Annotated in this window: 19 protein-coding genes and 1 tRNA gene; 11 read left to right on the forward strand and 9 right to left on the reverse strand. The window is 63.0% G+C overall.

What is annotated here, in order from left to right; all coding sequences use genetic code 11:
• Positions 1-613: 613 nt before the first annotated feature.
• On the forward strand, positions 614-1,186 hold the full coding sequence (locus tag B5483_RS23690; protein ID WP_079731110.1) for a J domain-containing protein: 573 nt from the start codon (positions 614-616) through the stop codon (positions 1,184-1,186).
• A gap of 349 nt (positions 1,187-1,535) precedes the next feature.
• On the opposite strand, the gene B5483_RS15905 is transcribed toward B5483_RS23690, so the two are convergent.
• The gene (locus tag B5483_RS15905; protein WP_079731111.1) at positions 1,536-3,329 is read right to left on the reverse strand and encodes a methyl-accepting chemotaxis protein; all 1,794 of its coding nucleotides are present in this window, start codon (positions 3,327-3,329) and stop codon (positions 1,536-1,538) included.
• Between the two features lie 156 nt (positions 3,330-3,485).
• Here B5483_RS15905 and B5483_RS15910 point away from each other — a divergent pair, with 156 nt between their 5' ends.
• Positions 3,486-4,655: a carbohydrate porin gene (locus B5483_RS15910; protein ID WP_079731112.1), complete on the forward strand. Its 1,170-nt coding sequence runs from the start codon at positions 3,486-3,488 to the stop codon at positions 4,653-4,655.
• A 280-nt stretch (positions 4,656-4,935) separates the two neighbouring features.
• On the opposite strand, the gene B5483_RS15915 is transcribed toward B5483_RS15910, so the two are convergent.
• Both B5483_RS15915 and galE read right to left on the reverse strand, forming a co-directional pair.
• A tRNA-Thr gene (locus tag B5483_RS15915) sits at positions 4,936-5,011 on the reverse strand.
• Between the two features lie 612 nt (positions 5,012-5,623).
• Positions 5,624-6,625 carry a UDP-glucose 4-epimerase GalE gene (gene galE, locus B5483_RS15920; protein ID WP_079731113.1) on the reverse strand — a complete coding sequence of 334 codons (1,002 nt, stop codon included), beginning with the start codon at positions 6,623-6,625 and terminating at the stop codon, positions 5,624-5,626.
• A 200-nt stretch (positions 6,626-6,825) separates the two neighbouring features.
• Here galE and B5483_RS15925 point away from each other — a divergent pair, with 200 nt between their 5' ends.
• Positions 6,826-7,839: an SDR family NAD(P)-dependent oxidoreductase gene (locus B5483_RS15925; RefSeq protein ID WP_079731114.1), complete on the forward strand. Its 1,014-nt coding sequence runs from the start codon at positions 6,826-6,828 to the stop codon at positions 7,837-7,839.
• Between the two features lie 66 nt (positions 7,840-7,905).
• Here the strand turns inward: B5483_RS15925 and B5483_RS15930 are convergent, their stop codons facing one another.
• From B5483_RS15930 to otsB, 4 genes are all read right to left on the reverse strand, one after another.
• Complete coding sequence (locus B5483_RS15930; protein WP_079731115.1) at positions 7,906-8,109, reverse strand: hypothetical protein; 204 nt, start codon at positions 8,107-8,109, stop codon at positions 7,906-7,908.
• Between the two features lie 262 nt (positions 8,110-8,371).
• Positions 8,372-9,796 (reverse strand): alpha,alpha-trehalose-phosphate synthase (UDP-forming), encoded by a 1,425-nt coding sequence (gene otsA / locus B5483_RS15935; RefSeq protein WP_079731116.1) that lies wholly within the window; start codon positions 9,794-9,796, stop codon positions 8,372-8,374.
• A 47-nt stretch (positions 9,797-9,843) separates the two neighbouring features.
• Positions 9,844-11,658 carry a glycoside hydrolase family 15 protein gene (locus B5483_RS15940; RefSeq protein ID WP_079731117.1) on the reverse strand — a complete coding sequence of 605 codons (1,815 nt, stop codon included), beginning with the start codon at positions 11,656-11,658 and terminating at the stop codon, positions 9,844-9,846.
• A complete protein-coding gene (otsB, locus tag B5483_RS15945; protein WP_079731118.1) occupies positions 11,655-12,512 on the reverse strand; it encodes a trehalose-phosphatase in 858 nt (285 codons plus the stop codon). Before otsB ends, B5483_RS15940 begins: the two co-directional genes overlap by 4 nt.
• 174 nt (positions 12,513-12,686) lie before the next feature.
• On the opposite strand from otsB, the gene B5483_RS15950 reads away from it, so the two are divergent.
• From B5483_RS15950 to B5483_RS15980, 7 genes are all read left to right on the forward strand, one after another.
• A complete protein-coding gene (locus B5483_RS15950) occupies positions 12,687-13,985 on the forward strand; it encodes a mechanosensitive ion channel family protein (RefSeq protein WP_079731185.1) in 1,299 nt (432 codons plus the stop codon).
• A gap of 140 nt (positions 13,986-14,125) precedes the next feature.
• Positions 14,126-15,166 (forward strand): mannose-1-phosphate guanylyltransferase, encoded by a 1,041-nt coding sequence (locus B5483_RS15955; protein WP_079731119.1) that lies wholly within the window; start codon positions 14,126-14,128, stop codon positions 15,164-15,166.
• Positions 15,167-15,284: 118 nt separating this feature from the next.
• Positions 15,285-16,037, forward strand: a complete 753-nt coding sequence (locus B5483_RS15960) for an HAD-IIB family hydrolase (RefSeq protein WP_054945614.1) — start codon at positions 15,285-15,287, stop codon at positions 16,035-16,037.
• A gap of 57 nt (positions 16,038-16,094) precedes the next feature.
• Positions 16,095-16,652, forward strand: a complete 558-nt coding sequence (locus B5483_RS15965; RefSeq protein ID WP_079731120.1) for a hypothetical protein — start codon at positions 16,095-16,097, stop codon at positions 16,650-16,652.
• Between the two features lie 83 nt (positions 16,653-16,735).
• Positions 16,736-17,194, forward strand: coding sequence for a Dps family protein (locus B5483_RS15970; RefSeq protein ID WP_007011987.1), 459 nt, complete (start codon positions 16,736-16,738; stop codon positions 17,192-17,194).
• A gap of 116 nt (positions 17,195-17,310) precedes the next feature.
• Positions 17,311-17,931, forward strand: coding sequence for a 6-phosphogluconolactonase (locus B5483_RS15975; RefSeq protein ID WP_079731121.1), 621 nt, complete (start codon positions 17,311-17,313; stop codon positions 17,929-17,931).
• A complete protein-coding gene (locus tag B5483_RS15980; protein WP_245829305.1) occupies positions 17,925-18,428 on the forward strand; it encodes an NUDIX domain-containing protein in 504 nt (167 codons plus the stop codon). Before B5483_RS15975 ends, B5483_RS15980 begins: the two co-directional genes overlap by 7 nt.
• A 41-nt stretch (positions 18,429-18,469) precedes the next feature.
• Here the strand turns inward: B5483_RS15980 and dinB are convergent, their stop codons facing one another.
• Complete coding sequence (gene dinB, locus B5483_RS15985) at positions 18,470-19,594, reverse strand: DNA polymerase IV (RefSeq protein WP_054945618.1); 1,125 nt, start codon at positions 19,592-19,594, stop codon at positions 18,470-18,472.
• 92 nt (positions 19,595-19,686) lie between these two features.
• Between dinB and B5483_RS15990 the strand changes: the two genes are divergently transcribed.
• On the forward strand, positions 19,687-20,949 hold the full coding sequence (locus B5483_RS15990; protein WP_176168079.1) for a multidrug effflux MFS transporter: 1,263 nt from the start codon (positions 19,687-19,689) through the stop codon (positions 20,947-20,949).
• A 246-nt stretch (positions 20,950-21,195) separates the two neighbouring features.
• Here the strand turns inward: B5483_RS15990 and B5483_RS15995 are convergent, their stop codons facing one another.
• Positions 21,196-22,149: a phytoene/squalene synthase family protein gene (locus B5483_RS15995; protein ID WP_079731122.1), complete on the reverse strand. Its 954-nt coding sequence runs from the start codon at positions 22,147-22,149 to the stop codon at positions 21,196-21,198.
• Between the last annotated feature and the right edge of the window lie 14 nt (positions 22,150-22,163).

Below are 22,163 nucleotides of genomic sequence, written 5' to 3' on the forward strand. Positions count from 1 at the left end.
GTCCGGGCCTGCGGAACTGGGATTCTGACTGCGGGGTCGATCCCTTTGGATAGCCCGCTGTTAACATCACGGGTTAACCTTAGCAATAAAGAAAAAGATATTTGATTTCATTGGTAATTTAATTTCGCAATTGCGGTAATGTTTACATGCCCATCGCCGATGGCATTACGTGTGGGCTGTTCCGTCAAGGTGTTCCGACCCGGGACTGTCCGATTAAAGGGGCCCTATGCCCCCGCAGATATGGGGAAAAGTCCAGGGTGAAGATGCTTGTTGCATGACCTGTCGTGATTTCGATTACGAATGGCATCGGATCGGAATTTATTCGCAGGTGCACGATCACTTGGGGCGCCGAGAATTGCCCGGGCTGTTGCTTTTGACCGTTTCGCTGACGCGAGGTTGGTTTGCGGCTTGCGAAGGTAAGCTATCGGGACTGCCGGATCGCCTTATGCTTCTCGCAATCGGCGGTTCGGTGCTGACGAGAAACTTGGTCGATCTTCGCTGAATAGGCATGACAAGGTTTTCCGGTTCCTCCACAATCGCAATGCCGTTGCTTTGCTTGCATCCTTAGAGGATGGGCTTTGGCTTAATTCGCGTTCCGAAATGGGGGTAAGGTATGCAGGATGAGGGTGATTTCATCGACTATTATCAGCTGCTGCAAGTCAATGCGGGCTGTGACGTCGAAGTCATCTCTCTTTCCTACCGGCACTTGGCCAAGAAGTATCACCCGGACCATCCGAAAACCGCAAATGCGGCTTTGTTCAAGCAAATTGTCGAAGCCTACAATGTCCTGAAAAGACCCGATAAACGGGCCGAATACGATGTTGTGTACCAGGCCAATGTCGGATCTCCAACGGCACACCAGCGCCTTGATATCGGCATCGATGAGAAAGTGGCGCTATCCGACGCAGAGATGCAGCGTAATATCTTGTTGCTGCTGTACAAGAGAAGACGAAGCAGCGCTCTCGACTGCGGGGTTTATGGGTTCCATATCCAAACGTCGTTCGGGTTATGCGACGATCTTCTCGACTTCCATATCTGGTACCTCAAGGCGAAGGGGTTCATAAACATGAACGAGCAGGGGATGCTGGTCATTACCGTGGAAGGCATCGACCACGTCATATCCCTGCACCAACCCCGACCGTCAGAAAAGTATCTGATGGCGCCAGCCAGCGATCGAGACAGCTGAAGCATCGCCGCCATCCGTGGTGCGACCAAAGGGCAGCTCTCTCCGGTAGGAAGTCGGTGTGCTTCCTGTGGAATCTGTCTTTTCGGGAAAATGGTGCGCAGAAGGGACTCGAACCCCCGACCCCAACATTACGAAAGCAGGGATAAGGCGGCTGGAATGGAGGGATCTGTGCGGGTTTAATGGTGGTAGGGGAAGGGGGGCGCGGGTTTGGCCCAAGCCCTTCCCAAGTTGCGCCATCGCCCTGTTAGGGGTGCTTTCTGCGGAAAGTATGTCAACAGGAATGATTCTGGAAAGGCGGCCCATGCGGGATCTGGTCCGGTATGGTGCATACCTCGCATGGGCTTGCCTCTTAGGCTGCTCTCATAACGATGGGCCGATTGGAGTCGGCTGTATGCCCGAGTTTGAACTTGGCGACGATAGCGGCCAGCTTTTGGGTTTCTTGGCCCAAGCTGCGGGTCGCGGCATTGGCCTGTTCAACCATCGCGGCATTCTGCTGGGTTGAGCGGTCCATGCCGCCTACTGCCTTGTTGATCTGTTGCAGGCTGTTGGACTGGCCGTCTGAGCTTACGGCAATGGATTGCACCAGTTCCCCGATTTCCTCAATGCGTGCCGTTATGCGCTCAAGCACGGTCCCTGTTTCGCCGACTAGCGAAACACCCGTGGCGATTTGCTCGCCCGCCGATGTCACGCGGCTCTTGACCTGATTGGCCGCATCGGTCGTACGCTGCGCAAGAGCGCGTACTTCGGATGCGACCACCGCAAATCCCTTGCCCGCATCCCCGGCACGAGCGGCCTCGACGCCAGCATTCAACGCCAAAAGGTTGGTCTGAAAGGCAATGCCATCAATCATTCCGATGATTTCGGCGATTTCCTCGGACTGGCGCGCAATTCCGTCCATCGCGCCGATGGCACGGCGCACGACATCGCCAGACTGGGTAGCATCCTCGCGGACCAGTGATACGCTTTCATTCGCGGTGGCTGCAGCGTGGGCGGTACGCGCCAGACCTTCGGTGACTTCGCCCAACTGACTGGCTGCCTCTTCGACCTGAGATGCCTGGGTTTCCGTTCGATGGGCCAAGTCGTCCGAGGCGCTGCGGATCTCACCCACGCCAATTCGGATCGATTCCGCGCCTGCCACAACTTCTCCCATCACGGCACGCAATGCGGCGACGGCGCTGTTGAAGTCGTCCTTCAGTTGCGAGAATGGCGGTGAAAGCTGAGCGTTGACTTCGCGCGAGAGATCTCCCGAAGCGAGCGCCGAAAGGCCTTCTCCGATGCTTGAAACAAGCATGTGGGTCTGTTCTGCCTTGGATCTGTCGGCCGCGTCCAGTTGGTTCCGGAAGTCTTGCGTTGCCCGAACCAGGTCGCCCAGTTCATCTTCGCGCTCCTGACAGGGCAGCGTGACTCCGGCTTCACCCCGGGCAAGCCGTCCGATGGCGTGGATCAAGCTAACCAAAGGCGCGACCAGATGGCGACGACAGGCAATGGCTACTCCGATGATGGCCAGTGTGGTCAAGACCATTCCCGCAGCACTGGCAAACAGCGCCAGGCGTAAGTACGATGCGCTCGATGTTCCAACGGCTGCAACGTGCTTCTCGATCGCATCCGAGATCGAAGCCATGCTGCCTTCGAGTTCTTCAAACGCCGACTGGAACTCTGGCAGCATGGCCGTCGCGGTCTCGGGATTGCTGCGTGCTTGTTCCGCAATGGCAAGTGCCTTGCCGGTATACGCCGCGAGTGGCGCGTCCACAGTGGCTGCGGCGTCTCGCACGGTGCGATCCCCCTGATAGGACAGGTCGAGCTGCAATTTCTCCATGAGCAACTTGTTGTTGCGCGAAAGCCGCTCGATGTCGGCGGTCAGGTCCGGGTCGGCATTGCGCGCCTTGACTAGGATTGTCACCACGTCTCCGCGGATCGAATCGTGCAGCATGTCGGCCTCCATGTGGTTGCGCAGGAGGCCGGACGCGTTAACGATGGCGTTGACCTTGCTGATCTGGGCGTAACTGATCCACACATTCACGAGGCCAGCAAACATGACCAGCGCAAGGATTGCGCCCATGAAAAGGGTGACTTTTCCATTAATCGATTTCATGAAGTCCAATCCGAGATCGGGAAAACAACGATGCGATGGGCGCGACATCATCCGGGGGGGAGATGTGCCATCGTCCGCAAATGCATGGTTACCCGGATTCTACTGCCGACATCTTAATTGCTATGGGCGGCTTTGCCACACTCTGCCCGCCATGTTCTCTAAACGGCTGGTTCCCTAGAAGACCGCCGTTCTACGGAGAATGTAGCCATGTGGAAATCTGGTCTGAGTTGCCTAGCCCCTCTCGGGGTATGCCTGTCGGTGCCTGCAGTTGCGAACGATGAGCCATCGGCGCGCGGTTTCGAGGTAAGCGGAGATTATACCGCCGATGCGATCCTGATCAGCGATAAGGGGGCAAAGGATAAAGCCTATGGCCTCGACAACCTGAACCTGCAGGTCGATGTCGATCTTGGACGCGTGGCCGGTTGGCAGGGCGCGCAGGTTCATGTTCACTTCCTGAACAACCTTGGCGGCATGCCCAATAACCGGGCCGGTACGTTGCAAGGTGTCGATAACATCGAAGTGGCAACTCAGCGTTTTCGCGTCTTCGAAGCCTGGATCGAACAGTCTATCGGGCCGCGCACGACATTGCGTGCCGGGCTTTATGATTTGAACAGCGAGTTTTACGCCAACGATGCGGCGGGATTGCTGCTGGCTCCCGCGTTTGGCGTAGGCTCGGAAATATCTGCTACTGGACCCAACGGTCCGTCCATCTTTCCGTCCTCGGCTCTTGCCGCGCGCGTCGAACACCGTTTCGGTCGGGACGGGTTCATGCGCGTGGGAGTGCTCAATGCCAATGCGCGCACCTTAGGTGATCCTGGAGGAGTGGATTTTGACTTCGATGAAGGATTGTTGCTGATCGCCGAGACAGGCGTGGAAGCGAGCTTCAAGGCGACGGCGGGGGTCTGGACCTATACCCGAGATCAGGACGAGGTCGTCACGCCATCAGGTGATGGGCCGCTGCGGCGCAGTGCCGCACAGGGGGCTTATGCAATTTTCGAGCACCCTATTGCCAACCGAGACCAGGACAACGAGGTGACGGGCTTCGTTCGTGTCGGTGTATCGGATGGGCATACAACCGTGTTTCGCGGAGGTTGGCAGGCCGGCGTGCTGTTCGAGGCGCCATTCCCAGGCCGCCCGTTAGGTGCGCTATCGATAGGCGCCAATCAAGCCTTTGTTTCGCACGCCTACCGTGACGCGCTGGCGGCGACAGGAATACCTCCAGCGAGCGCAGAAACCCAGCTGGAAGTTACTTATACCGACGTAATTTTCGGGCGGATCGGCATTCAGCCCGACATGCAGATTATCGTTGATGCTGGAGGCGAACGAAACCGCCCGTTGGTGATCGTCTCGGGGCTTCGTTTCACGTTCGAATTTTGATGCTGGCTGTTCTCAAGTTCTTTCAGGATCACTTTGCAGAAATGCATGGGGCGATCCGTTGAGATTGCGTGCGCGGCGATGGCCGCGCACCTCTGGATTTGCCCAAATGCGGGACGGAACGGTTCCGCAAGCATACCAAGCAGGCGTTGGCGCCCGTGTTTGCCAATTCGTTACAGAACACTGCCCAAAGTACTTCAGGCAATTCTCAAGTTAGCCCCAAAGGCGCGCGGCGTTTCGCCGCCCGTTGGCAGGCTTCCTTGTCAATGTATCTTCAGGAAGGTGGTGCCGCAGAAGGGACTCGAACCCCCGACCCCAACATTACGAATGTCGTGCTCTACCAGCTGAGCTACTGCGGCGTGCCTGGCGGTCCGATCATGGTTCGGACCGAGGACAGGGGGCGGCCTTTACCGGGGCGAATGGGTTCGTGCAAGAGGGTTTGCGATATCGTTTCGCCATCTGCCTTTGCAGCGCGCAAACGGGTGCCTGTCACGACTGTTAGCTGCCGGAACTGAAGGGCCGGCCAGACGAGGCGATGGATTGCGGAACGGGACCGGGAGAGAGGGACACTTCCCTCCCGTTCCCGTTCCGCGTTCCCGTCTCTGCGTCCTGCCTTGCGGCAGGATGAGTGACGGGAACGGTCACCTCGTGAATGACATATCTCGCGGGCAGGAACCCGGAGGGCCCGGTCAGGAACGAATCTGCTCGGGCGCCGATGTCGCGCGTAATAGTATTGCTCGGGCGGCAAGTACAACTGAAATATTACAGTTCCGAGACCGGTCTTGGGCAAAGCCCGTGGAACTGATCGAGCCTTCTTAACCAAGCCGGATGATATGCAGGACTACTGGATCGGCGAGGTGCTTATGCTCGCCGATGGAAATGTCCGGGCGCACAACCGTCTGCGGGGCGGGCTTGTTCGGTATGGCCGCTTCATCGGCCGGGGCCGGACCGGCCGTTGGGAGACTGGATTGTTAGCCGCGGATCTCGGTCAGGCGGCGTTCCCAGGCGAGGGCGTGCTCGACGATGGTGGGCAGGTCGGCGTAGCGCGGCTGCCAGGGCAGGGTGGCCTTGATCCGCCGGTTGTCCGAAATCAGGGAGTCCGGATCGCCGGCGCGGCGGCCTTCCAGGCGCCGTTCGATCGTCCGGTTGGTCACGCGGTCGACGGCATCGAGCACGTCGAGCACGGAGAAACCCTTGCCGTAGCCGCAGTTCATCGTCAGCGAGCGTCCGGGCTGCGCGATCAGCGCCTCGAGCGCAAGGACGTGGGCATTGGCAAGGTCCGACACGTGAATGTAGTCGCGCACGCCCGTACCGTCCGGCGTGTCGAAATCGGTCCCGAAGACGGCGACGTGGCTGCGCTTGCCGAGCGCGGCTTCGACGGCGACCTTGATGAGGTGCGTGGCCCCGGCGGTCGACTGGCCGGTGCGGGCCTGCGGATCGGCGCCCGCCACGTTGAAGTAACGCAGCGCGCAGTAGTTGAACGGGTGCGCCTTGGCGACATCGCCCAACATGATCTCGGTCATCAGCTTGGACGTGCCGTAGGGATTGATCGGCGCCTTGGGGCTGTCCTCGGTTACCGGCGAGACTTCAGGGATCCCATAGGTGGCCGCAGTGGAGCTGAAGATGAAGTGCGGTACGCCGGCCTTGACCGCCGCATCCATCAGTGCGCGGCTCTTGGCTGTGTTGTTGTGATAGTACTTGAGCGGATTTTCGACCGATTCCGGCACGATGATCGACCCGGCAAAATGCATGATCGCCTTCGTGCCCTGCTCGGCGAAGATTCGGGCAAGCAGTTCGCTGTCCTCGATATCCCCTTCATAGAAGGCCACCCCCTCGGGAATGGCGAAGCGGAAACCCGTCGTCAGGTTGTCGATCACGGCCACCGGCCAGCCTGCATCGATAAGGGCGAGCACGGCATGGCTGCCGATGTAGCCAGCGCCGCCGGTGACGAGGACGGGGAGTTTCTGGGTCATGTTCAGGCTGTCCGGAGATTGGCGTCGGTCGAGACGATGAGATTGAACTTTATGGCTTGCGGGCCATGGCATATGGTCCATGTTGCAACGCGTCAAACACCGAGTGGGAGATGCGTCCGCTGTGGGGCATTCCGTCCCGGTCATCCACCCCGATCAGGTCTCGGCCCGGCGCCGTTGCGCTTTTCAAAATGGGAGCAAGCATGGTTTCGCAATACCCGACGGTCCTCGTCACCGGTGCGGCTGGCTTCATCGGCGCCGCCGTCGCGGAAGCGCTGATGGCGCGCGGGCAGCCGGTGATCGGCATCGATTCCATGAACGACTACTATCCGGTCTCGCTCAAGGAGGCCCGCCGCGATCGCCTTGTCGCCCGGTTCGGCAATCTCTTCACCTTCTGCAAGCTCGACTTCGCCGACATGGAAGCGACGCTGGCCGCGCTGGCGCCTCACGATTTCGGCGCGATCGTCCATCTGGGCGCCCAGGCAGGCGTGCGCTACTCGCTGGAAAACCCGCAGGCCTACGTCGCCTCGAACCTCGCCGGCCATGTCAACATGCTCGAGATCGCGCGCGCCCGGCAGGTCGGGCACATGGTCTATGCCAGCTCCAGTTCGGTCTACGGCGGCAACGAGAAGCTGCCCTTCGCAGTGGAAGACCGCGCGGATCATCCGGTTTCGCTCTACGCCGCGACCAAGAAGGCCGACGAGCTGATGAGCGAGACTTACGCCCACCTGTTCCGCATTCCGCTGACCGGCCTGCGTTTCTTCACCGTGTACGGTCCATGGGGTCGGCCCGACATGGCCATGTGGAAGTTCACCGAGCGCATGCTCTCCGGACGCCCGATCGACGTCTACAACCATGGAGAGATGCAGCGTGACTTCACCTATATCGACGATATCGTCGGCGGCGTCCTCGCCTGCCTCGATCGTCCGCCTGCCGACGACGGGCAGGCAAAGGCCGGCGGCAGCGTGAAGCCGCACGCCCTCTACAACATCGGCAACAACCGCAGCGAACGCCTTATGCGCCTCATCGAGGTTCTGGAAGATGCCTGCGGCGTGAAGGCCGAACTCAACCTCCTGCCGATGCAACCGGGCGACGTCCCCGCTACATACGCCAACATCGACGCCCTGACCCGCGACACCGGCTACGCGCCGACAACGCCGATCGAAATCGGCGTGCCGCGCTTCGTGGAGTGGTATCGGGGGTATGTGGGCGCCTGATCACAGGCGCATTGGGCGAAGGCTCACGCCCCGGCGGGGAATTCCCCTCCGGGGTGTTCGCGTGCCTCAGGCGCAGTTGAAGTGCGCGACGATCTTGCGGTCCAGCGGTTCCTTGAAGCGCAGGAACAACTGGCGGGCGGTCTTGCGGATGGCGGTCGCGGGGAAGGGGCCGATGGCGCCGATCCACAGGGAGCAATCGCCATCGTTCAGGGCCGCGGGAGCGTCGATTTCGAGGTCGCAGCCCGAATCGGCGAGGCTGGAGATCCGCACGCTTGCGCATGCGCCAGAGTGAACGCATTCGCCGTAAACAACCGTATTCATTGCCTGCACTCTGCCCGTCAGCCGGGCCCTCTCGTTTCAAACCGGTCACGGGTCAGGCGCTTGGGCCTGCCCGATTCCCGTCATCGATGTTGCGAGAGGATAATCGCTTTTGAGGTCAGTTCGGTTTCACTGGTGTGTCGAAATCGTGATGGGCACCGCAGTGCGGGCGGCAGGCTGAAGTCGAAGCCCGCCGCTTTACGATCGTCTGCGGTCAGGCGGCCTTGTCGTGCACCTTGTCGCCGTTCGTGCCGTTGCCGTCGATCTGGCCGAACAGGGCCGTGACGAAATCCTCGCGCCAGCGAAGGACATCCTCGTCGCGGACCGAAGCGAGCAGCGCGGCATGGCGCTGTTTGCGCTCGCTCAGCGGCATGTCGAGCGCGCGCTTGATCGCCTCGCTGACGTGTTCGATCGAGTGCGGATTGACCAGCAGTGCCTCGGTAAGCTGCTGGGCCGCGCCGGCGAACTGCGAGAGGATCAGGACGCCCGGGTCTTCGGGGTCCTGTGCCGCGACGTATTCCTTGGCGACAAGGTTCATGCCATCGCGCAGCGGCGTGACGAGACCGATGTCGGCAGCGCGGTAGAACCCGGCCAGGTGGCTGCGCGGATAGCCGCGGTTGACGTAGCGGATCGGCACGAAGGCGACATCGGCATGGGCGCCGTTGATGTGCCCGGTCTTGCGCTCCAGATCCTCGCGAATCTGCTGGTAGCTGGCGACATCCCCGCGCGAGGGCGGGGCGATCTGCAGCAGCACGACATTGCCGGCCTGGTCCGGGTGATCCGTCAGGAAGCGACCGAAGCTTTCGAACCTCTCGCCCAGCCCCTTGGAGTAGTCGAGCCGGTCCACGCCGATCATCAGCTTGCGGCCGCGGATGCTGGCCTTGAGGCGCTCGTAGGCCTCCTGTGCTTCGGCGCTGCGGGCCCCTTCGACGAATTCGTCGTAGTCGACGCCGATCGGGAACGCCTTGGCGAGGATCTTGCGGCCCTGGTACTCGACCGTGCCATCGTCGGTGATCGGCAGACCCATCTCCTTGCTAACGTAATGCATGAAGCTTTCCAGCCATTCCTGGGTCTGGAAGCCGATCACGTCATACTCGAGCATCGAGGCGACGAGCCGCTCATGGAACGGGAGCGAGACCAGCAGGCGCGTGGGCGGCCAGGGCGTGTGCAGGAACAGGCCCATGCGGTTCCGGATGCCCTTGCGGCGCAGCATCGAGCCGAGCGGGAGCAGGTGGTAGTCATGGACCCAGACGAGGTCGTCCGGTTCGATGAGGGGCAAGACGCTGGTGGCGAAGCGGGCGTTGACGCGCTCATAGCCCTCGCCGAAGCTGCGGTCGTACTCGGTCAGGTCGATGCGGTAGTGGAACAGGGGCCAGAGCGTGCGGTTGGCGTAGCCGTTGTAGTATTCGTCGATGTCCTGCGTTTCGAGGTCGATGGTCGCGGTCGTGACATCGCTGATCCGCTGCATGTTGAGGTGACCGGTGAATTCCTCGGTCTCCTGCCCGGACCAGCCGAACCAGATGCCGCGATGTTCGCGCAGCGCCGAATTGAGCGCCACGGCAAGCCCACCCTGGGCGCCCGCAGCACCTGCCGCCTTGGGCACCGAAACCCGGTTCGATACGACAATCAGCCTGCTCATACTTCAGTCCCCTGTGACGCCCCCGGGCGCCGATCGGTCGCGACGCGTCAGCGCCAGTCCCGCCATGACCGCGACAGTTGCCCGGCGCAGTTTATGATACCGACAAGCGAATAGGTCTGCGGGAAGTTCCCCCAGAGCTCGCTCGTCTCGAAATCCATGTCCTCCGACAGAAGGCCTGACTTGGTGCGATGGCCGAGCATGGCCTCGAACAGGCGCCGGGCTTCCTCGTCCTGGCCGCTGCGGTGCAGGGCCTCGATCAGCCAGAACGTGCAGATGTTGAACGCCGTCTCGGGCAGGCCGAAGTCGTCCTCGTTGGCGTAGCGCAACATGTGTTCGCCCCGGCGCAGGGACTTCTGGACCGCCTGCAGCGTCGACTGGAACCTGGGGTCGTTGGCATGCACGAAGCGCAGTTCGACCATCTGCAACAGGCTGGCGTCGAGCTGGTCGCCGCCGAAACTGGCGACATAGTACCCACCCGCGCCGCCATCGTCGAGGTCGGGGCCTTCCAGCCTGTACCACGCGCCTTCGTCGATGTTCTTGCGGATCGTGTCGGCCCGTTCGCGCCAGAGCTTGTGCCGTTCATCGAGTCCAAGGTGCTGGGCGGCATTGGCAAGGCGGTCGCAGGCGGCCCAGCTCATCACGCTCGAATAGGTATGGACTGCGGTGCGGGTGCGCAGCTCCCACAGGCCCGCGTCGGGCTGGTCGTGGGTCTTCCATGCCATCTCGCCCACTTCCTCGAGGCTTTCGAAATCGTCCATGTTCGCCATGCGCAGCAGGCGGCGGTCGGAGAAGGCCTGGATGGATGGCAGGACGATCTGGCCGTAGCAGTCGTTCTGGATCTGGTAGTAGGCGGCGTTGCCGACGCGCACCGGGCCCATGCCGCGATAGCCGGAGAGGTCCTTGGCCTCCCACTCGATGATTTCCTTGGCGCCGCTCACGGCATAGAGCGGCTGGATTGCACCTCCCTCGGCGTCGTCGACGATGTTGCGCAAGTAGGCGAGGTACTTTTCCAGCACGTCGAGCGCGCCCAGGTGGTTGAGCGCCTGCACGGTGTAGTAGGCGTCGCGGATCCAGCAATAGCGGTAGTCCCAGTTGCGCTGGCTGTTCGGCGCTTCGGGGATCGAGGTGGTGAGAGCCGCGACGATCGCACCGGTTTCCTCGTGCTGGCACAGCTTGAGGGTGATCGCGGCGCGGATCACCGCATCCTGCCAGTCCATCGGGGTGGCAAGGCCGCGCACCCAGTTGGCCCAGTAGGCCTCGGTCAGCTGGCACATGGTTTCCAGCTCGTGCTGGACGTTCCCGGCAAAGGGTTCGTCCGGGCCGAGGAAGAAGTGCATCGGCCGTTCGAGGCGGAAGTAGCGTTCGTCGAGGACGTAGCCGATCGGCGCATCCGTGGTGAGGCGCAGGGTGTTGCGTTCGACCAGATAGCGGATGTGGTTGGAGCCATGGGTGATCTGGGCCAGCTGGGCACCATAGCCGCTCATCGGCGTGAGCACGACCTTGATGCGCGGGGAGCCGTGGACCGGACGCACGATGCGGGCATAGGCCACCGGGCGGTAGGTGCGCCCGGAGCGCTGGAACCGCGGGCAGAAGTCGATCACTTCGACGACGCCGCCGTGAACGTCCTCCAGCCGGGTCACCAGTATCGGCGTATTGCGCATGTAGTGTTGGCTGATGGAGACCTGCTCCTCCAGTTCGAAACGCCAGGTGCCCGCGTCCTGCCCCTCGTCACCGCGCAGGAGCGCGCAGAAGGTCGGGTCGCCGTCGACCCGCGGGACGCAGCCCCAGACGATGGCGCCGGATTCGTCGATCAGACCGCTGACCTGGCAATTGCCGATCGGCCACAGTTCCAGCGAGCTCATGCGGGGCGTTCTCCTGCTTTTCCTGCATTTTCGGCATCGGGTGTCATTCCGGCTGTGCCGGCCGGATCTTCGGCGAGGGCGCGGGTGAGCCACGCGTGGACGTGCTCTACGCTCTCGAGCCGCCAACTGGCCGCCGTTTCGCGCATCGGGCCGACCAGGATGCCTTCGCCGCCCATTGCGGTGACGGCCCTGAAGGCATCTTCATCGGTAACGTCGTCGCCGATGAAATAGGGCGTCGCGCCGGCAAAGCGCGGCATTTCCATGAAGCGGGCGACGGCGCTGCCCTTGTCCGATCCGGGCATGACCACTTCGACGACCATCTTGCCGTCCTTGACGTCGGCGCCATGGGCTTCGGCAAGCTCGCGCGCCAGGGCGAGAAGCGGGGTGCGCATATCGGACCGCCCGCGATAGTGCACAGCCATCGAGAAGGGCTTGCGCTCGACGAGCAGTTCGCCGTTGTCGCGGGCGAAAGCGCCGAGCGGGCGGGCGATCGTTTCGGGCAGCTGATCGGCAAGCGGGTGGATTTCGGCACTGCGGCAAGGACGGAACTCGCCGCCGTGGGAGCCGGCCATGGCGACGTCGACCGGGCCCAGCAGGCGGTCCAGCGCCTCGAGCGCACGGCCGCTGACGAGGGCCAGGCGGCCTTCGAGTTTCTCGCCCAGCGTCTCGATCAGGGTGGGCAGGGCCTTGGCGATCTCGACATGGTCGGGATGGGCAGCGATATCGACGAGGGTTCCGTCGAAATCGAGGAAAAGGGCGGCCTTCGAGGAAAGGCGCAAGGGGGGCGGCTGGGACAGGTCGTCGGGCGACGATCCGCGCAGCGCCAGCTTCAGGCTGTCGCTTTCGTCTGTCATCGCTATGACCTTTGCATCATCTGGCACACAGGCCAACCCCCAGCTCCTCAAAAATGCCGCTTTGCAGCAACGATCGGGCGAAAGGCCGGTTCCCCGGTTGAAATGCCCGGTCGCGGTCGCCATTGTCCGCGCGCTGCGAACCGGGCGGCGCCGATCCGGTTCTTCTGTCCATTCATGCCAAAGGCACGCGGGGAGGCACCGATCCAGACGCTCGAAACCATCAGTACGTTCTTTGCAGGCCAGCCGGCCGCCTATGCTCTTGTCTCGCTGGCCGGACTGCTTCTTGTCGCATGGTTCGCCAACTGGCTGGCCAAGAAGCTGGTCGTGCGGCCGGTGACGATCATGATAGCGCGCACCCCGCTGCGCAACGAGGCAAACGACGTGCGCAAGCTCGTCACCCACCTCGCGAATGTCGTGCCGGCCGTCATCCTGCATCAGGGAATCGCGGTCATCGCGGGCCTGCCGGAGCAGGCAGTCGTGCTGGTGCAGGTCCTGTCGCAAGCCTTCATCATCTTCACCCTGGCGCGGGCGCTGTGCGATCTGCTGGAACTGGCCAACGATGCCTATGAACTGAAGCCAGAGGCGGCGAGCCGGCCGATCAAGGGCTATCTGCAGGTCGCCAAGATCCTGATCTATGCCGCTGCCTCGATCCTGATCGTCGCGGCGCTGATCGGCCAGTCGCCACTGCTGCTGCTGTCCGGTCTTGGCGCGCTAGCCGCCGTGATCATGTTGATTTTCCGCGACACGATCCTCTCGCTCGTCGCCTCGGTGCAGTTGCGTTCGAACGACATGCTGCGCGTGGGCGACTGGATAGAGATGCCGCAGCTCAATGCCGACGGCGACGTGATCGACATCGCGCTGCACACCGTAAAGGTGCAGAACTTCGACAAGACCGTCACGACGATCCCGACGCACAAGCTGATTTCCGACTCCTACCGCAACTGGCGTTTCATGCGCGAATGGGGCGGGCGGCGGATCATGCGTTCCCTGCTGATCGACCAGACGACCATCGATTTCCTCGGTCGCGAGCAGTGGGAGGACTTGCGCTGCTTCATGCTGCTCGAGCCCTACATGGCCGCCAAGGACAGGGAGCTGGCCGAATGGAACGCGCAGAATGCCGTACGCGATGGGGAGGATGACCGCCCGGTCAACCGCCGCCGCCCGACCAATGTCGGTACCTTTCGCGCCTATATGCTCGCCTATCTCGAAGCCCACCCGCGCATTGCCAGGCGGGGGACGACGATGGTTCGTCAGCTCGCGCCGACCGAGAAGGGCCTGCCGCTGGAAATTTACTGCTTCACCGACACCGTCGACTGGGCGGAGTACGAAGGCATCCAGGGCGACATCTTCGACCATCTCCTTGCAATCCTGCCGCAATTCGGCCTGCGCCTGTTCCAGCATCCGAGCGGCCGGGACCTCGCCGGGCTGGGAGAGCCGTTGCGGGAACGGATGGCGCCATTATCGATGGAATAAATGACGCTTGAGTGTGCCGCTGAGTAGTTTACCGGATCTTTCCCTGCGCAAGGTGCAAGTGTAATTCCAATGCGCCGGTTGCAACCTTGCTAGGACCGGCTTTACTCGCGACACACGCTTTTCCGTCATTTCAGAGGCCCATGCCCACGATCGTTCCAGTCATTTTGTGCGGAGGCAGTGGTACGCGACTGTGGCCGCGCAGCCGTGCCGCCAAGCCCAAGCCGTTCCTGCCGCTGGTAGGCGAACAGACCCTGTTCGAAGCCACGGTCGCGCGATGCCCCGCAGCCGCCGGTTTCGCCGGGCCTATCGTCGTCACCGGCGTGAAGCACCTCGATCATGTCGAGGCGCAGCTCGGTGGGCGCGCCGATGCCCGGGTCATCGTCGAGCCGGCGGCGCGCAACACGGCTGCGGCCATCGCGCTCGCGGCCCATCGCCTGCCGCAGGACGCGATCATGCTGGTATGCCCCAGCGACCATCATATCGGCAGGCCGCAGGTCTTTGCCGAAGCGGCGCTCAAGGCCGCGGCGCTGGCGGAAGAGGGCTGGCTGGTCTCCTTCGGGATCGAGGCGACCGCGCCGGAAACCGGCTTCGGCTATCTGAAGCGGGGCGAACCGATCGACGAGAGGGGCTTCAGGACAGCGCAGTTCGTCGAAAAGCCGGATCTGGAGCGGGCCAAGGCCTTCCTGGCAGACGGCAGTTACGCCTGGAATGGAGGCATCTTTGCCTTCCGGGTGAGTGATTTCCTCGCCGAACTGGCGGCGCATCGCCCGCAGATCGCGCAGACAGTGTGCGAATCCGTCGCCAAGGGCCGGGAAGAGGGGGCACGCTTCCACCCCGACGCCGAAACGTTCGCTGCGACGCAAAGCGATTCCGTCGACTACGCGGTGATGGAAAACACCGACCGTGCGGCCATGGTCCCGGCCGACATGGAGTGGTCGGACATCGGCAACTGGCAGGCCCTGCACGATGCGCTGGAGCGTGACGGCAACGGCAACACCGTGCGCGGCGCCGTTGCCGAACTGGTCGATTGCCGCAATGTCCTGGTGGACAGCGATGGCCCGCGGGTCTCGGTCATCGGGCTCGAGGATGTGATCGTCGTCGTCGATGGTGACGACATCGTGATCACGACGGCCGCAGGCGTGCAGAAAGTCGGCAAGCTTTCGGGCGCGGTCAACCAATAGTCGAGTACTCCCATGGTGCGCTTGCGGACGCAATCGCGCTGCGCCATGCACATGACACCCTGTTCCGGCATGGCGTTCAATCGCGCCTGCGCGAAGGCCGGACCATGAAAGGTTTGAGATGAAGAAAATCGTGGCTTTCGATCTCGACGGGACTCTGGCCCTCAGCAAGCAGCCGCTTACCGACGAGATGGCGCAGGCCATGGCCGATCTTCTCGAGGTCGCCCAGGTTGCGGTGATTTCGGGCGGTGACTGGCCGCAGTTCGACAAGCAGGTGGCCAGCCGCCTGCCCGGTCATGCCGACCTCTCGCGCCTGTGGATGCTGCCGACGAGCGGTGCCAAGCTCTATGTCCATCGCGAAGGTGGCTGGAACGCAGTCTATGCCGAACTCTTCAGCGACGAGCAGAAGCAGGCCATCCTTGATGCCTTCGATGCCTCACTCGAAGCGACCGGATTCGTGCCCGAACAGACCTGGGGTGAGCGGATCGAGGATCGCGGCAGCCAGATTACCTTTTCCGCGCTCGGCCAGCAGGCTCCGCTAGAGGCCAAGGAAGTCTGGGATCCCGATTTCGCCAAGCGCAAGGTGATCCAGGCCGACCTGATCCAACGCCTGCCCGGCGTTTCGATCAATCTCGGCGGCGCGACATCCGTCGACGTAACCCAGCCGGGCGTCGACAAGGCCTGGGGCCTGCGGCGCCTGTCGGAACATAGCGGCGTTGAGGAGCGCGACATCCTCTTCATCGGCGATGCCATCTTCCCGGGCGGCAACGACTATCCGGCCAAGGCCATGGGGCTCGACACGATCTGCGTGCGCGATCCGGCCGATACCGCCAATGTCATTGCCGCCATCGTGTCCTGCCAGAAGGCGATCTGACAGCGCCGGGCAGGATGACCGGTCAAGGGCGGCTGCGGCCGTGAACGCGGAGGCCCGATGCCGGCATTCTACCTGACATTCCTGGGTGTTCTCCTCGCGGGGTTCGGTGCGCGGGACCAGGTCACGATCGCCGGGCTCACGGCACGGCAGGGGCAACGTCCGGGTGTCCTGCTGGTCACCCTGGTTTGCACCGGCCTGACTTCGGCATTGGCGGCATGGGCGGCTTCGAAGACGCTTCCCGTCCTGCCGCCGCCGGCGCGCGCGATCTTTGCGGGGATCGCGATCGGTCTCGCCGGTCTGGAATCGATGATCCTGTCGCCGCGTCGCAAGCCGAAAGAACCGACCAATTCGCTCGGTGCGCTCGGCCTTGTGCTGGCCGCTGCGCAAGTGACGGACGCGGTTCGGTTCCTGATATTCGGCCTCGCAGTAGGCTTGGGCGCCCCCTTGGCGGCAGGCTCCGGCGGCCTGCTTGGCGGCATTGTCCTGTCCATCCTTGCATGGGCGGCGCCCGGCGCCCTCGATCGACCACTGGCGATGCGCGGGCGCCGTATAGTCGGAGCCGTTCTGGTGCTTGTTGCCCTTGTCGTTTTCCTGAGGGAATTCGGGCTACTGTGATCGGAATATCCGATTGAACCAAGTCTTTTAATACGCGTTTTGGATTATACATTGTGTCCAACATACCAGCACGAGGGACAACCATGACTTCCAAGGACAACGTACAGGCCGCTCTCATCGACAGCCTCAACGGGCTGCTGGCGGATACTTTCGCGCTCTACGTGAAGACCAAGAACTTCCACTGGCATGTGAAGGGTCCCCAGTTCCGCGACCTGCATCTGCTGTTCGACGAACATGCGACGGAAATCTTCGCGCTGACCGACCTCGTGGCCGAACGCGTGCGCAAGCAGGGCGGCAAGACCCTGACCAGCCCCGATGCGATCTCGGCAAAGACCCGCATCAAGCCGCAGGATTCGACCGACCTCGACGCGATGGCGATGGTCAGGGAACTGCGTGACGACAATCTCGCCTATGTCGAGCGACTGCGCGAAGTGAAGGCCGCTGCCGGCGAAGCGGGCGACAATGCCACCGACGGCATCGTCGACGACTGGACCGATCAGGCCGAGCAACGCGCCTGGTTCCTGCGCGAAATCCTCGCCTGACGGAACGCTGGCGGGCGGCGCGCCAGGTCGCCGCCCGCAGGCAGTCCTTTTCCGGGAAGCACAAAAGCTCCCTCTACCCCCACGACAAATTACTCGCGCGCTGCTAGAGCGCGTCCATGCCCAAGATCCAGATTATCGAGAACGCCGACGACAAGGCGATTGCCGAGTGGTTCGCGCAGCGCTTGCAGGCGGCACTGTCGCTCACCTCCGATGAAATCGCTATCACCGTGCCGGGCGGATCGACGCCGTTTCCGATCTTCGACCTGCTGGCGAAGATGGACCTGCCCTGGCACCGCATCGCCGTTTGGCCGGGGGACGACCGTATCGTCGAGGAGGAACACCCCGCTTCGAATATCGGCAAGATCCGCGCCCGTCTCGAACCGGTCGGGGCGCAGATCGTGCCGCTGACCGAAGACGCCCAGCCGCCGCATTTCGCCATCGCCTGGCTTGGCATGGGCGGTGACGGGCATATCGCCTCGCTGTTTCCGAACACCGATCCGCAGGTGAACGATCGCCATGCCGTTCGCCGCCTGACGCCCGACCCGCTTCCGCCCGAAGCCCCGTTCGATCGTGTGAGCCTGACGATCCCCGCGCTGCTCGACAGCGATGAGATCATGTTCGTCATCCGCGGTGCCGACAAGCGCGCGGTCCTCGACGGCGCGATAAAGGGGGAGCACGATCTTCCGGTCGCTCGCCTGTTGGGTGCTGCCCGTCACAAGGTGACCTGCTTTTGCTGACGCGATTGCCGGCGCCGCTGCACCGCGGACTATACCGGCTGGCGCATGGCGTGCGGCGCATGCTCTGGACGCTTCGCCGACCGACGGTGGAGGGTGTTCGCGTGCTGGCGTTCAATGCCCAGGGGCACCTGCTGATGCAGCGCCACTCGTATGGCTCGGACGACTGGATGTTCCCCGGCGGCGGCATGGACAGGGGTGAGCATCCCCTTGCCGCATCCGAACGAGAGCTTCGTGAGGAAACCGGCTGCAGGCTCACCGGTGCGCTGGAGATCCAGACGGTGGTCGAGGACCTGTTCGGCGCCACGAATATCGTCCATGTCGTGATCGGGCGAACCGACAGCACGCCTGTGCCCGACGGTCGCGAAGTCATCGAGGCGGGTTTCTTCCCCCTCGATGCCCTGCCCGAGCCGATGACGCAGGACCTGCGGCAGGGCCTGCAGGTCTGGATGGAAACCTACAGGCGGGCATCCGGTCAGGGCACACCGACCTTAAAGTAATTCCCTGGATGGGCCGGGGTAAGAAGGTCAGCCTCGGGATTTCAGAGAAATGACAACTGCCCGTCTTTCGCTTCCTTCGCGACGGCTTCTTCGCGTTCGAGGGCGGAGAGGGTCAGGCCCATCAGCCGGATCGGCTGGGGCAGGGGCATGAGGTCTTCCAGCAGGGCGCGACCGATCTGTCCGAACTCTTCCTTTCCGGTCACGAAATGGGGCAGTGATCGGGCGCGGGTGATCGTCCGGAAATCCGCGTAGCGCAGCTTCAGGGTCACCGTGCGTCCGCGCGCCTCGGCCCGTTCGATGCGATCCCAAACGATGTCGATGATCGAATCCATCGTCTCGCGCAGCGCATCAGACCGGGCTATGTCCTCGAAAAAGGTGCGTTCGCCGCCGACCGACTTGCGCGGGCGATTTGCGCGAACCTGCCGCAGGTCGACGCCGCGGGCGGCGCGGTAGAGGTATTCGGCAAAGCTGCCGAAATGCTGGCGCAGGAAGTGGATGTCCTTTTCGCGCAAGTCTGCACCGGTTTCGATGCCCAGTCGCGCCATCTTCTCGGCCCCGCGCGGCCCCACGCCATGGAAGCGCCGCACTGGCAGCATGGCGACGAAGGCGGCACCTTCGCCGGGACGGATCACGCACAGGCCGTCGGGCTTGTTCTGGTCGCTGGCGAGCTTGGCGAGGAACTTGTTGTAGGAAACCCCGGCGCTGGCAGTCAGTCCGGTTTCGGCCTTGATGCGGCGGCGGATTTCCTCGGCGATGCGCGTGGCCGAGCCCAGGCCCTTGAGGTCGGCAGTGACGTCCAGATAGGCCTCGTCGAGCGAGAGCGGTTCGACATGCGGCGTGTACTCGTGAAAAATCGCCCGGATCTGCTGGCTTACCGCGCGATAGACCTCGAAGCGGGGTTTGCGGAAGATCAGGCCGGGGCATTGCCTTGCCGCCCGCGCTGAGGGCATGGCGGAGCGTACCCCGAACTTGCGGGCCTCGTAACTGGCCGCCGCCACCACGCCGCGTCCGGAGGAACCGCCGACCGCGACCGGCTTGCCGCGCAGATCCGGGTCGTCGCGCTGTTCGACGCTGGCATAGAAGGCATCCATGTCGACGTGGATGATCTTGCGAAGCCCGTCGGCCTCTTCCTCGCCGTCTGCCGATTCTCCTTCATGCGATGACATGGGGGACGATATAGGCCCGATAACGGGCAGGATACCATCGTCCGTTAGAATTTGCTGGCAAGGAGAAAATTCTTGCTGCAATGCGCAATGCTATGTCGACCCCCAAGGCAAAATCGGATCAGGTCCCGATCTCCGGCGTGGAATTCGTGGTGCTGCTCGCCTCCTTCCAGGCGCTGCAGGGGCTTGCGATCGACGTCATGCTGCCGGCGCTCGGGGCGATTTCCTCCGATCTCAAGCTGACCGATCCCAACGATCGCCAGCTCATCGTCGGCGTGTTTCTCATTTGCAGCGGCCTGGGTTCGCTGATTCCCGGCTCGATGGCCGACCGTTACGGCCGCAAGCCGGTGCTTGCCTTTTCCCTGTGCGCCTACGTTCTGGCATCGCTCGCTTGTGCGGTAGCATCGGACTTCACGATGCTGCTGGTTGCGCGCGGTCTCATGGGCGCCTTGAGCGCTGCCCTGATGGTCATGCCGATGACGATCATCCGCGACCGCTTCGAAGGCGACCAGATGGCGCGAATGCAGTCGCTGGTGGCCATGACCTTCATGGTCATCCCGATGATCGCGCCGATGCTGGGCCAGACGGTCATGATCTTCGCCGGGTGGCGCTGGATCTTCGGAATCATGGCGGTGCTGGGTACGGCCGTGATGATCTGGATGCTGCTGCGCCTGCCCGAGACGCTCGATCCTGCGCATCGGCAGGAACTGCGCCCCGTCGTCATCCTGCGCAACATGGGCTCGGCACTGACCGTGCGCGAATCGATCGGCTATGTCATTGGCATGGCGCTCGTCCAGTCGGCGATGTTCGGCTACATCAACAGCGCCCAACAGTTGGTCGGCGAGCATTTCGGGGCAGGCCTGATGTTCCCGATGATCTTTGGCGGCATGGCGCTGGTGATGGCCGTGGCGAACTTTGCGAATTCCCGCATCGTCGAACGTTTCGGTGCACGGCGCGTCTCGCAGTCCGCGCTGATTGCCTACATCGTCGCCGCGGCGGTTCACCTAGGTATTGCGATGAGCGGCTCGGATACCTTGTGGGTCTTCGTACCGCTGATGACCTTCAGCATCTGCATGATGTCGTTCATCGGCGCCAACTTCCAGTCGATCAGCCTGCAGCCCTTCGCCCGCACTGCCGGGGCAGCATCATCGATCATGTCCTTCATCCGCCTGCTGGTCGGAGCCTCGCTCGGCTCCCTGATCGGTCAGGCATACGACGGGACGGCGAGGCCGATCTTCGCCTCGATGCTGGTGGCCGGCATCGTGTCCTTCGCGGCCGTTCTCTATTCGGAACGCGGAAAGCTGTTCCGCCGGCTCAACTATCCGCCGGGCTACTACTCTCCGGGCAAGCGCCCCTGACAGGCGCCTTGGGATAGCCCTCGCGGGTCATCGCACACGAGGAGCGCTCGACAGCAACACGGTTGCTGGCCCGCTTCGGGGCAGGCACTGTCCACCTGCAATTGCGAATTGCCCCTTTGCAAATCGCGCTGCGGCCCTTCGGGTTCGTCCTTTAAAGAATCCCCTCCGCTACCTTGTGGCGGCACGGGTCGATGGGACGTTAGGGTACACGCTTCGACGAGTACACAGCTACCGGTGCGCGCCGATCTAGCGTCGTGCCAGTGCGGCCAGTTCCCTGCGCGAAAGCGCAGGGTTCTCGGCTGGAACCGGAGCGCGCCGCGCTTCGCCGAGCGCCTTGAGCAACATCCCCAGCTTTTCCGGTCGCGTAGTCGTGACCCGGTGGTCCCAGGCGTGCGCGCCCAGCGCTTCCACCTTGCGCGCGATCCCGCCGTAGATGTTGGTCGCGGACAGTACCGCCCAGCGTTGGCGAAAGGCGAGGCGGGCAGCGCCGACGCGGGCCGATGCCTCGTAGCCGCGAGCGAGCCTGCAGGCCCGTGCAACCATCGGCACGAGGGCATGACGGTAGTGCGGCTTGGTGACTTCTCCGGGCGGAATGTCGGCCTCGGCCAGCCATTCGACCGGCAGGTAGCAGCGCCCGGCGGCATCGTCTTCCCAGACATCGCGCACGATATTGGCGAGCTGAAAGGCAATTCCCAGGTCGCAGGCGCGATCCAGCGTGTCGTCGTCATCGGGAGCGACGCCCATGACGGCGGCCATCAGCACCCCGACGGCGCCCGCAACGTGATAGCAGTAGCGCAGCATGTCGGCTTCGCTGCGCGGCCGCCATTCGGCTGCGTCGAGCGCAAAGCCGGCGATGACATCCTCGATCATCGTGCGGGTGAGGGGCACTTCGCGCAGGAGCTGGGCCAGCGCGTCGAAAGGCATGCTGCCGGTTTCCTCCCCGGCGATGGCCAGTTCGGTCAGGGTCCGGATCGTCGCCAGCCGCGCATCGGGATCGAGCCGGGAGGCGCCGGCGACAGTCGCGTGACCGTGGTCCTGATTATCGGCAATGTCGTCGCAGGCGCGGCACCAGGCGTAGAGCAGCCAGACGCGTTCACGCGTGGTGCGGTCGAACAGGCGGCTGGCGGCCGCAAAGCTTTTCGAGCCCTTGCGGATCGACTTGCGCGCCGCCGCGACGAGTTCGCTGCGCGTGGCGGTCATGCCGGGATGGCGGC

The organism is Novosphingobium mathurense (genome assembly GCF_900168325.1).
Classification (GTDB): Bacteria; Pseudomonadota; Alphaproteobacteria; order Sphingomonadales; family Sphingomonadaceae; genus Novosphingobium; species Novosphingobium mathurense.

Bases quoted from the DNA above. Each gene is read 5' to 3' on its own strand.
- B5483_RS15940 (WP_079731117.1), bottom strand. From the start codon at position 11,658: ATGAGCTCGCTGGAACTGTGGCCGATCGGCAATTGCCAGGTCAGCGGT.
- B5483_RS15965 (WP_079731120.1), top strand. From the start codon at position 16,095: ATGCCGGCATTCTACCTGACATTCCTGGGTGTTCTCCTCGCGGGGTTC.
- B5483_RS15995 (WP_079731122.1), bottom strand. From the start codon at position 22,149: ATGACCGCCACGCGCAGCGAACTCGTCGCGGCGGCGCGCAAGTCGATC.
- galE (WP_079731113.1), bottom strand. From the start codon at position 6,625: ATGACCCAGAAACTCCCCGTCCTCGTCACCGGCGGCGCTGGCTACATC.
- otsB (WP_079731118.1), bottom strand. From the start codon at position 12,512: ATGACAGACGAAAGCGACAGCCTGAAGCTGGCGCTGCGCGGATCGTCG.
- B5483_RS15910 (WP_079731112.1), top strand. From the start codon at position 3,486: ATGTGGAAATCTGGTCTGAGTTGCCTAGCCCCTCTCGGGGTATGCCTG.
- otsA (WP_079731116.1), bottom strand. From the start codon at position 9,796: ATGAGCAGGCTGATTGTCGTATCGAACCGGGTTTCGGTGCCCAAGGCG.
- B5483_RS23690 (WP_079731110.1), top strand. From the start codon at position 614: ATGCAGGATGAGGGTGATTTCATCGACTATTATCAGCTGCTGCAAGTC.
- B5483_RS15970 (WP_007011987.1), top strand. From the start codon at position 16,736: ATGACTTCCAAGGACAACGTACAGGCCGCTCTCATCGACAGCCTCAAC.
- B5483_RS15950 (WP_079731185.1), top strand. From the start codon at position 12,687: ATGCCAAAGGCACGCGGGGAGGCACCGATCCAGACGCTCGAAACCATC.
- B5483_RS15955 (WP_079731119.1), top strand. From the start codon at position 14,126: ATGCCCACGATCGTTCCAGTCATTTTGTGCGGAGGCAGTGGTACGCGA.
- B5483_RS15905 (WP_079731111.1), bottom strand. From the start codon at position 3,329: ATGATGTCGCGCCCATCGCATCGTTGTTTTCCCGATCTCGGATTGGAC.
- B5483_RS15990 (WP_176168079.1), top strand. From the start codon at position 19,687: ATGTCGACCCCCAAGGCAAAATCGGATCAGGTCCCGATCTCCGGCGTG.
- B5483_RS15975 (WP_079731121.1), top strand. From the start codon at position 17,311: ATGCCCAAGATCCAGATTATCGAGAACGCCGACGACAAGGCGATTGCC.
- B5483_RS15925 (WP_079731114.1), top strand. From the start codon at position 6,826: ATGGTTTCGCAATACCCGACGGTCCTCGTCACCGGTGCGGCTGGCTTC.
- dinB (WP_054945618.1), bottom strand. From the start codon at position 19,594: ATGTCATCGCATGAAGGAGAATCGGCAGACGGCGAGGAAGAGGCCGAC.
- B5483_RS15960 (WP_054945614.1), top strand. From the start codon at position 15,285: ATGAAGAAAATCGTGGCTTTCGATCTCGACGGGACTCTGGCCCTCAGC.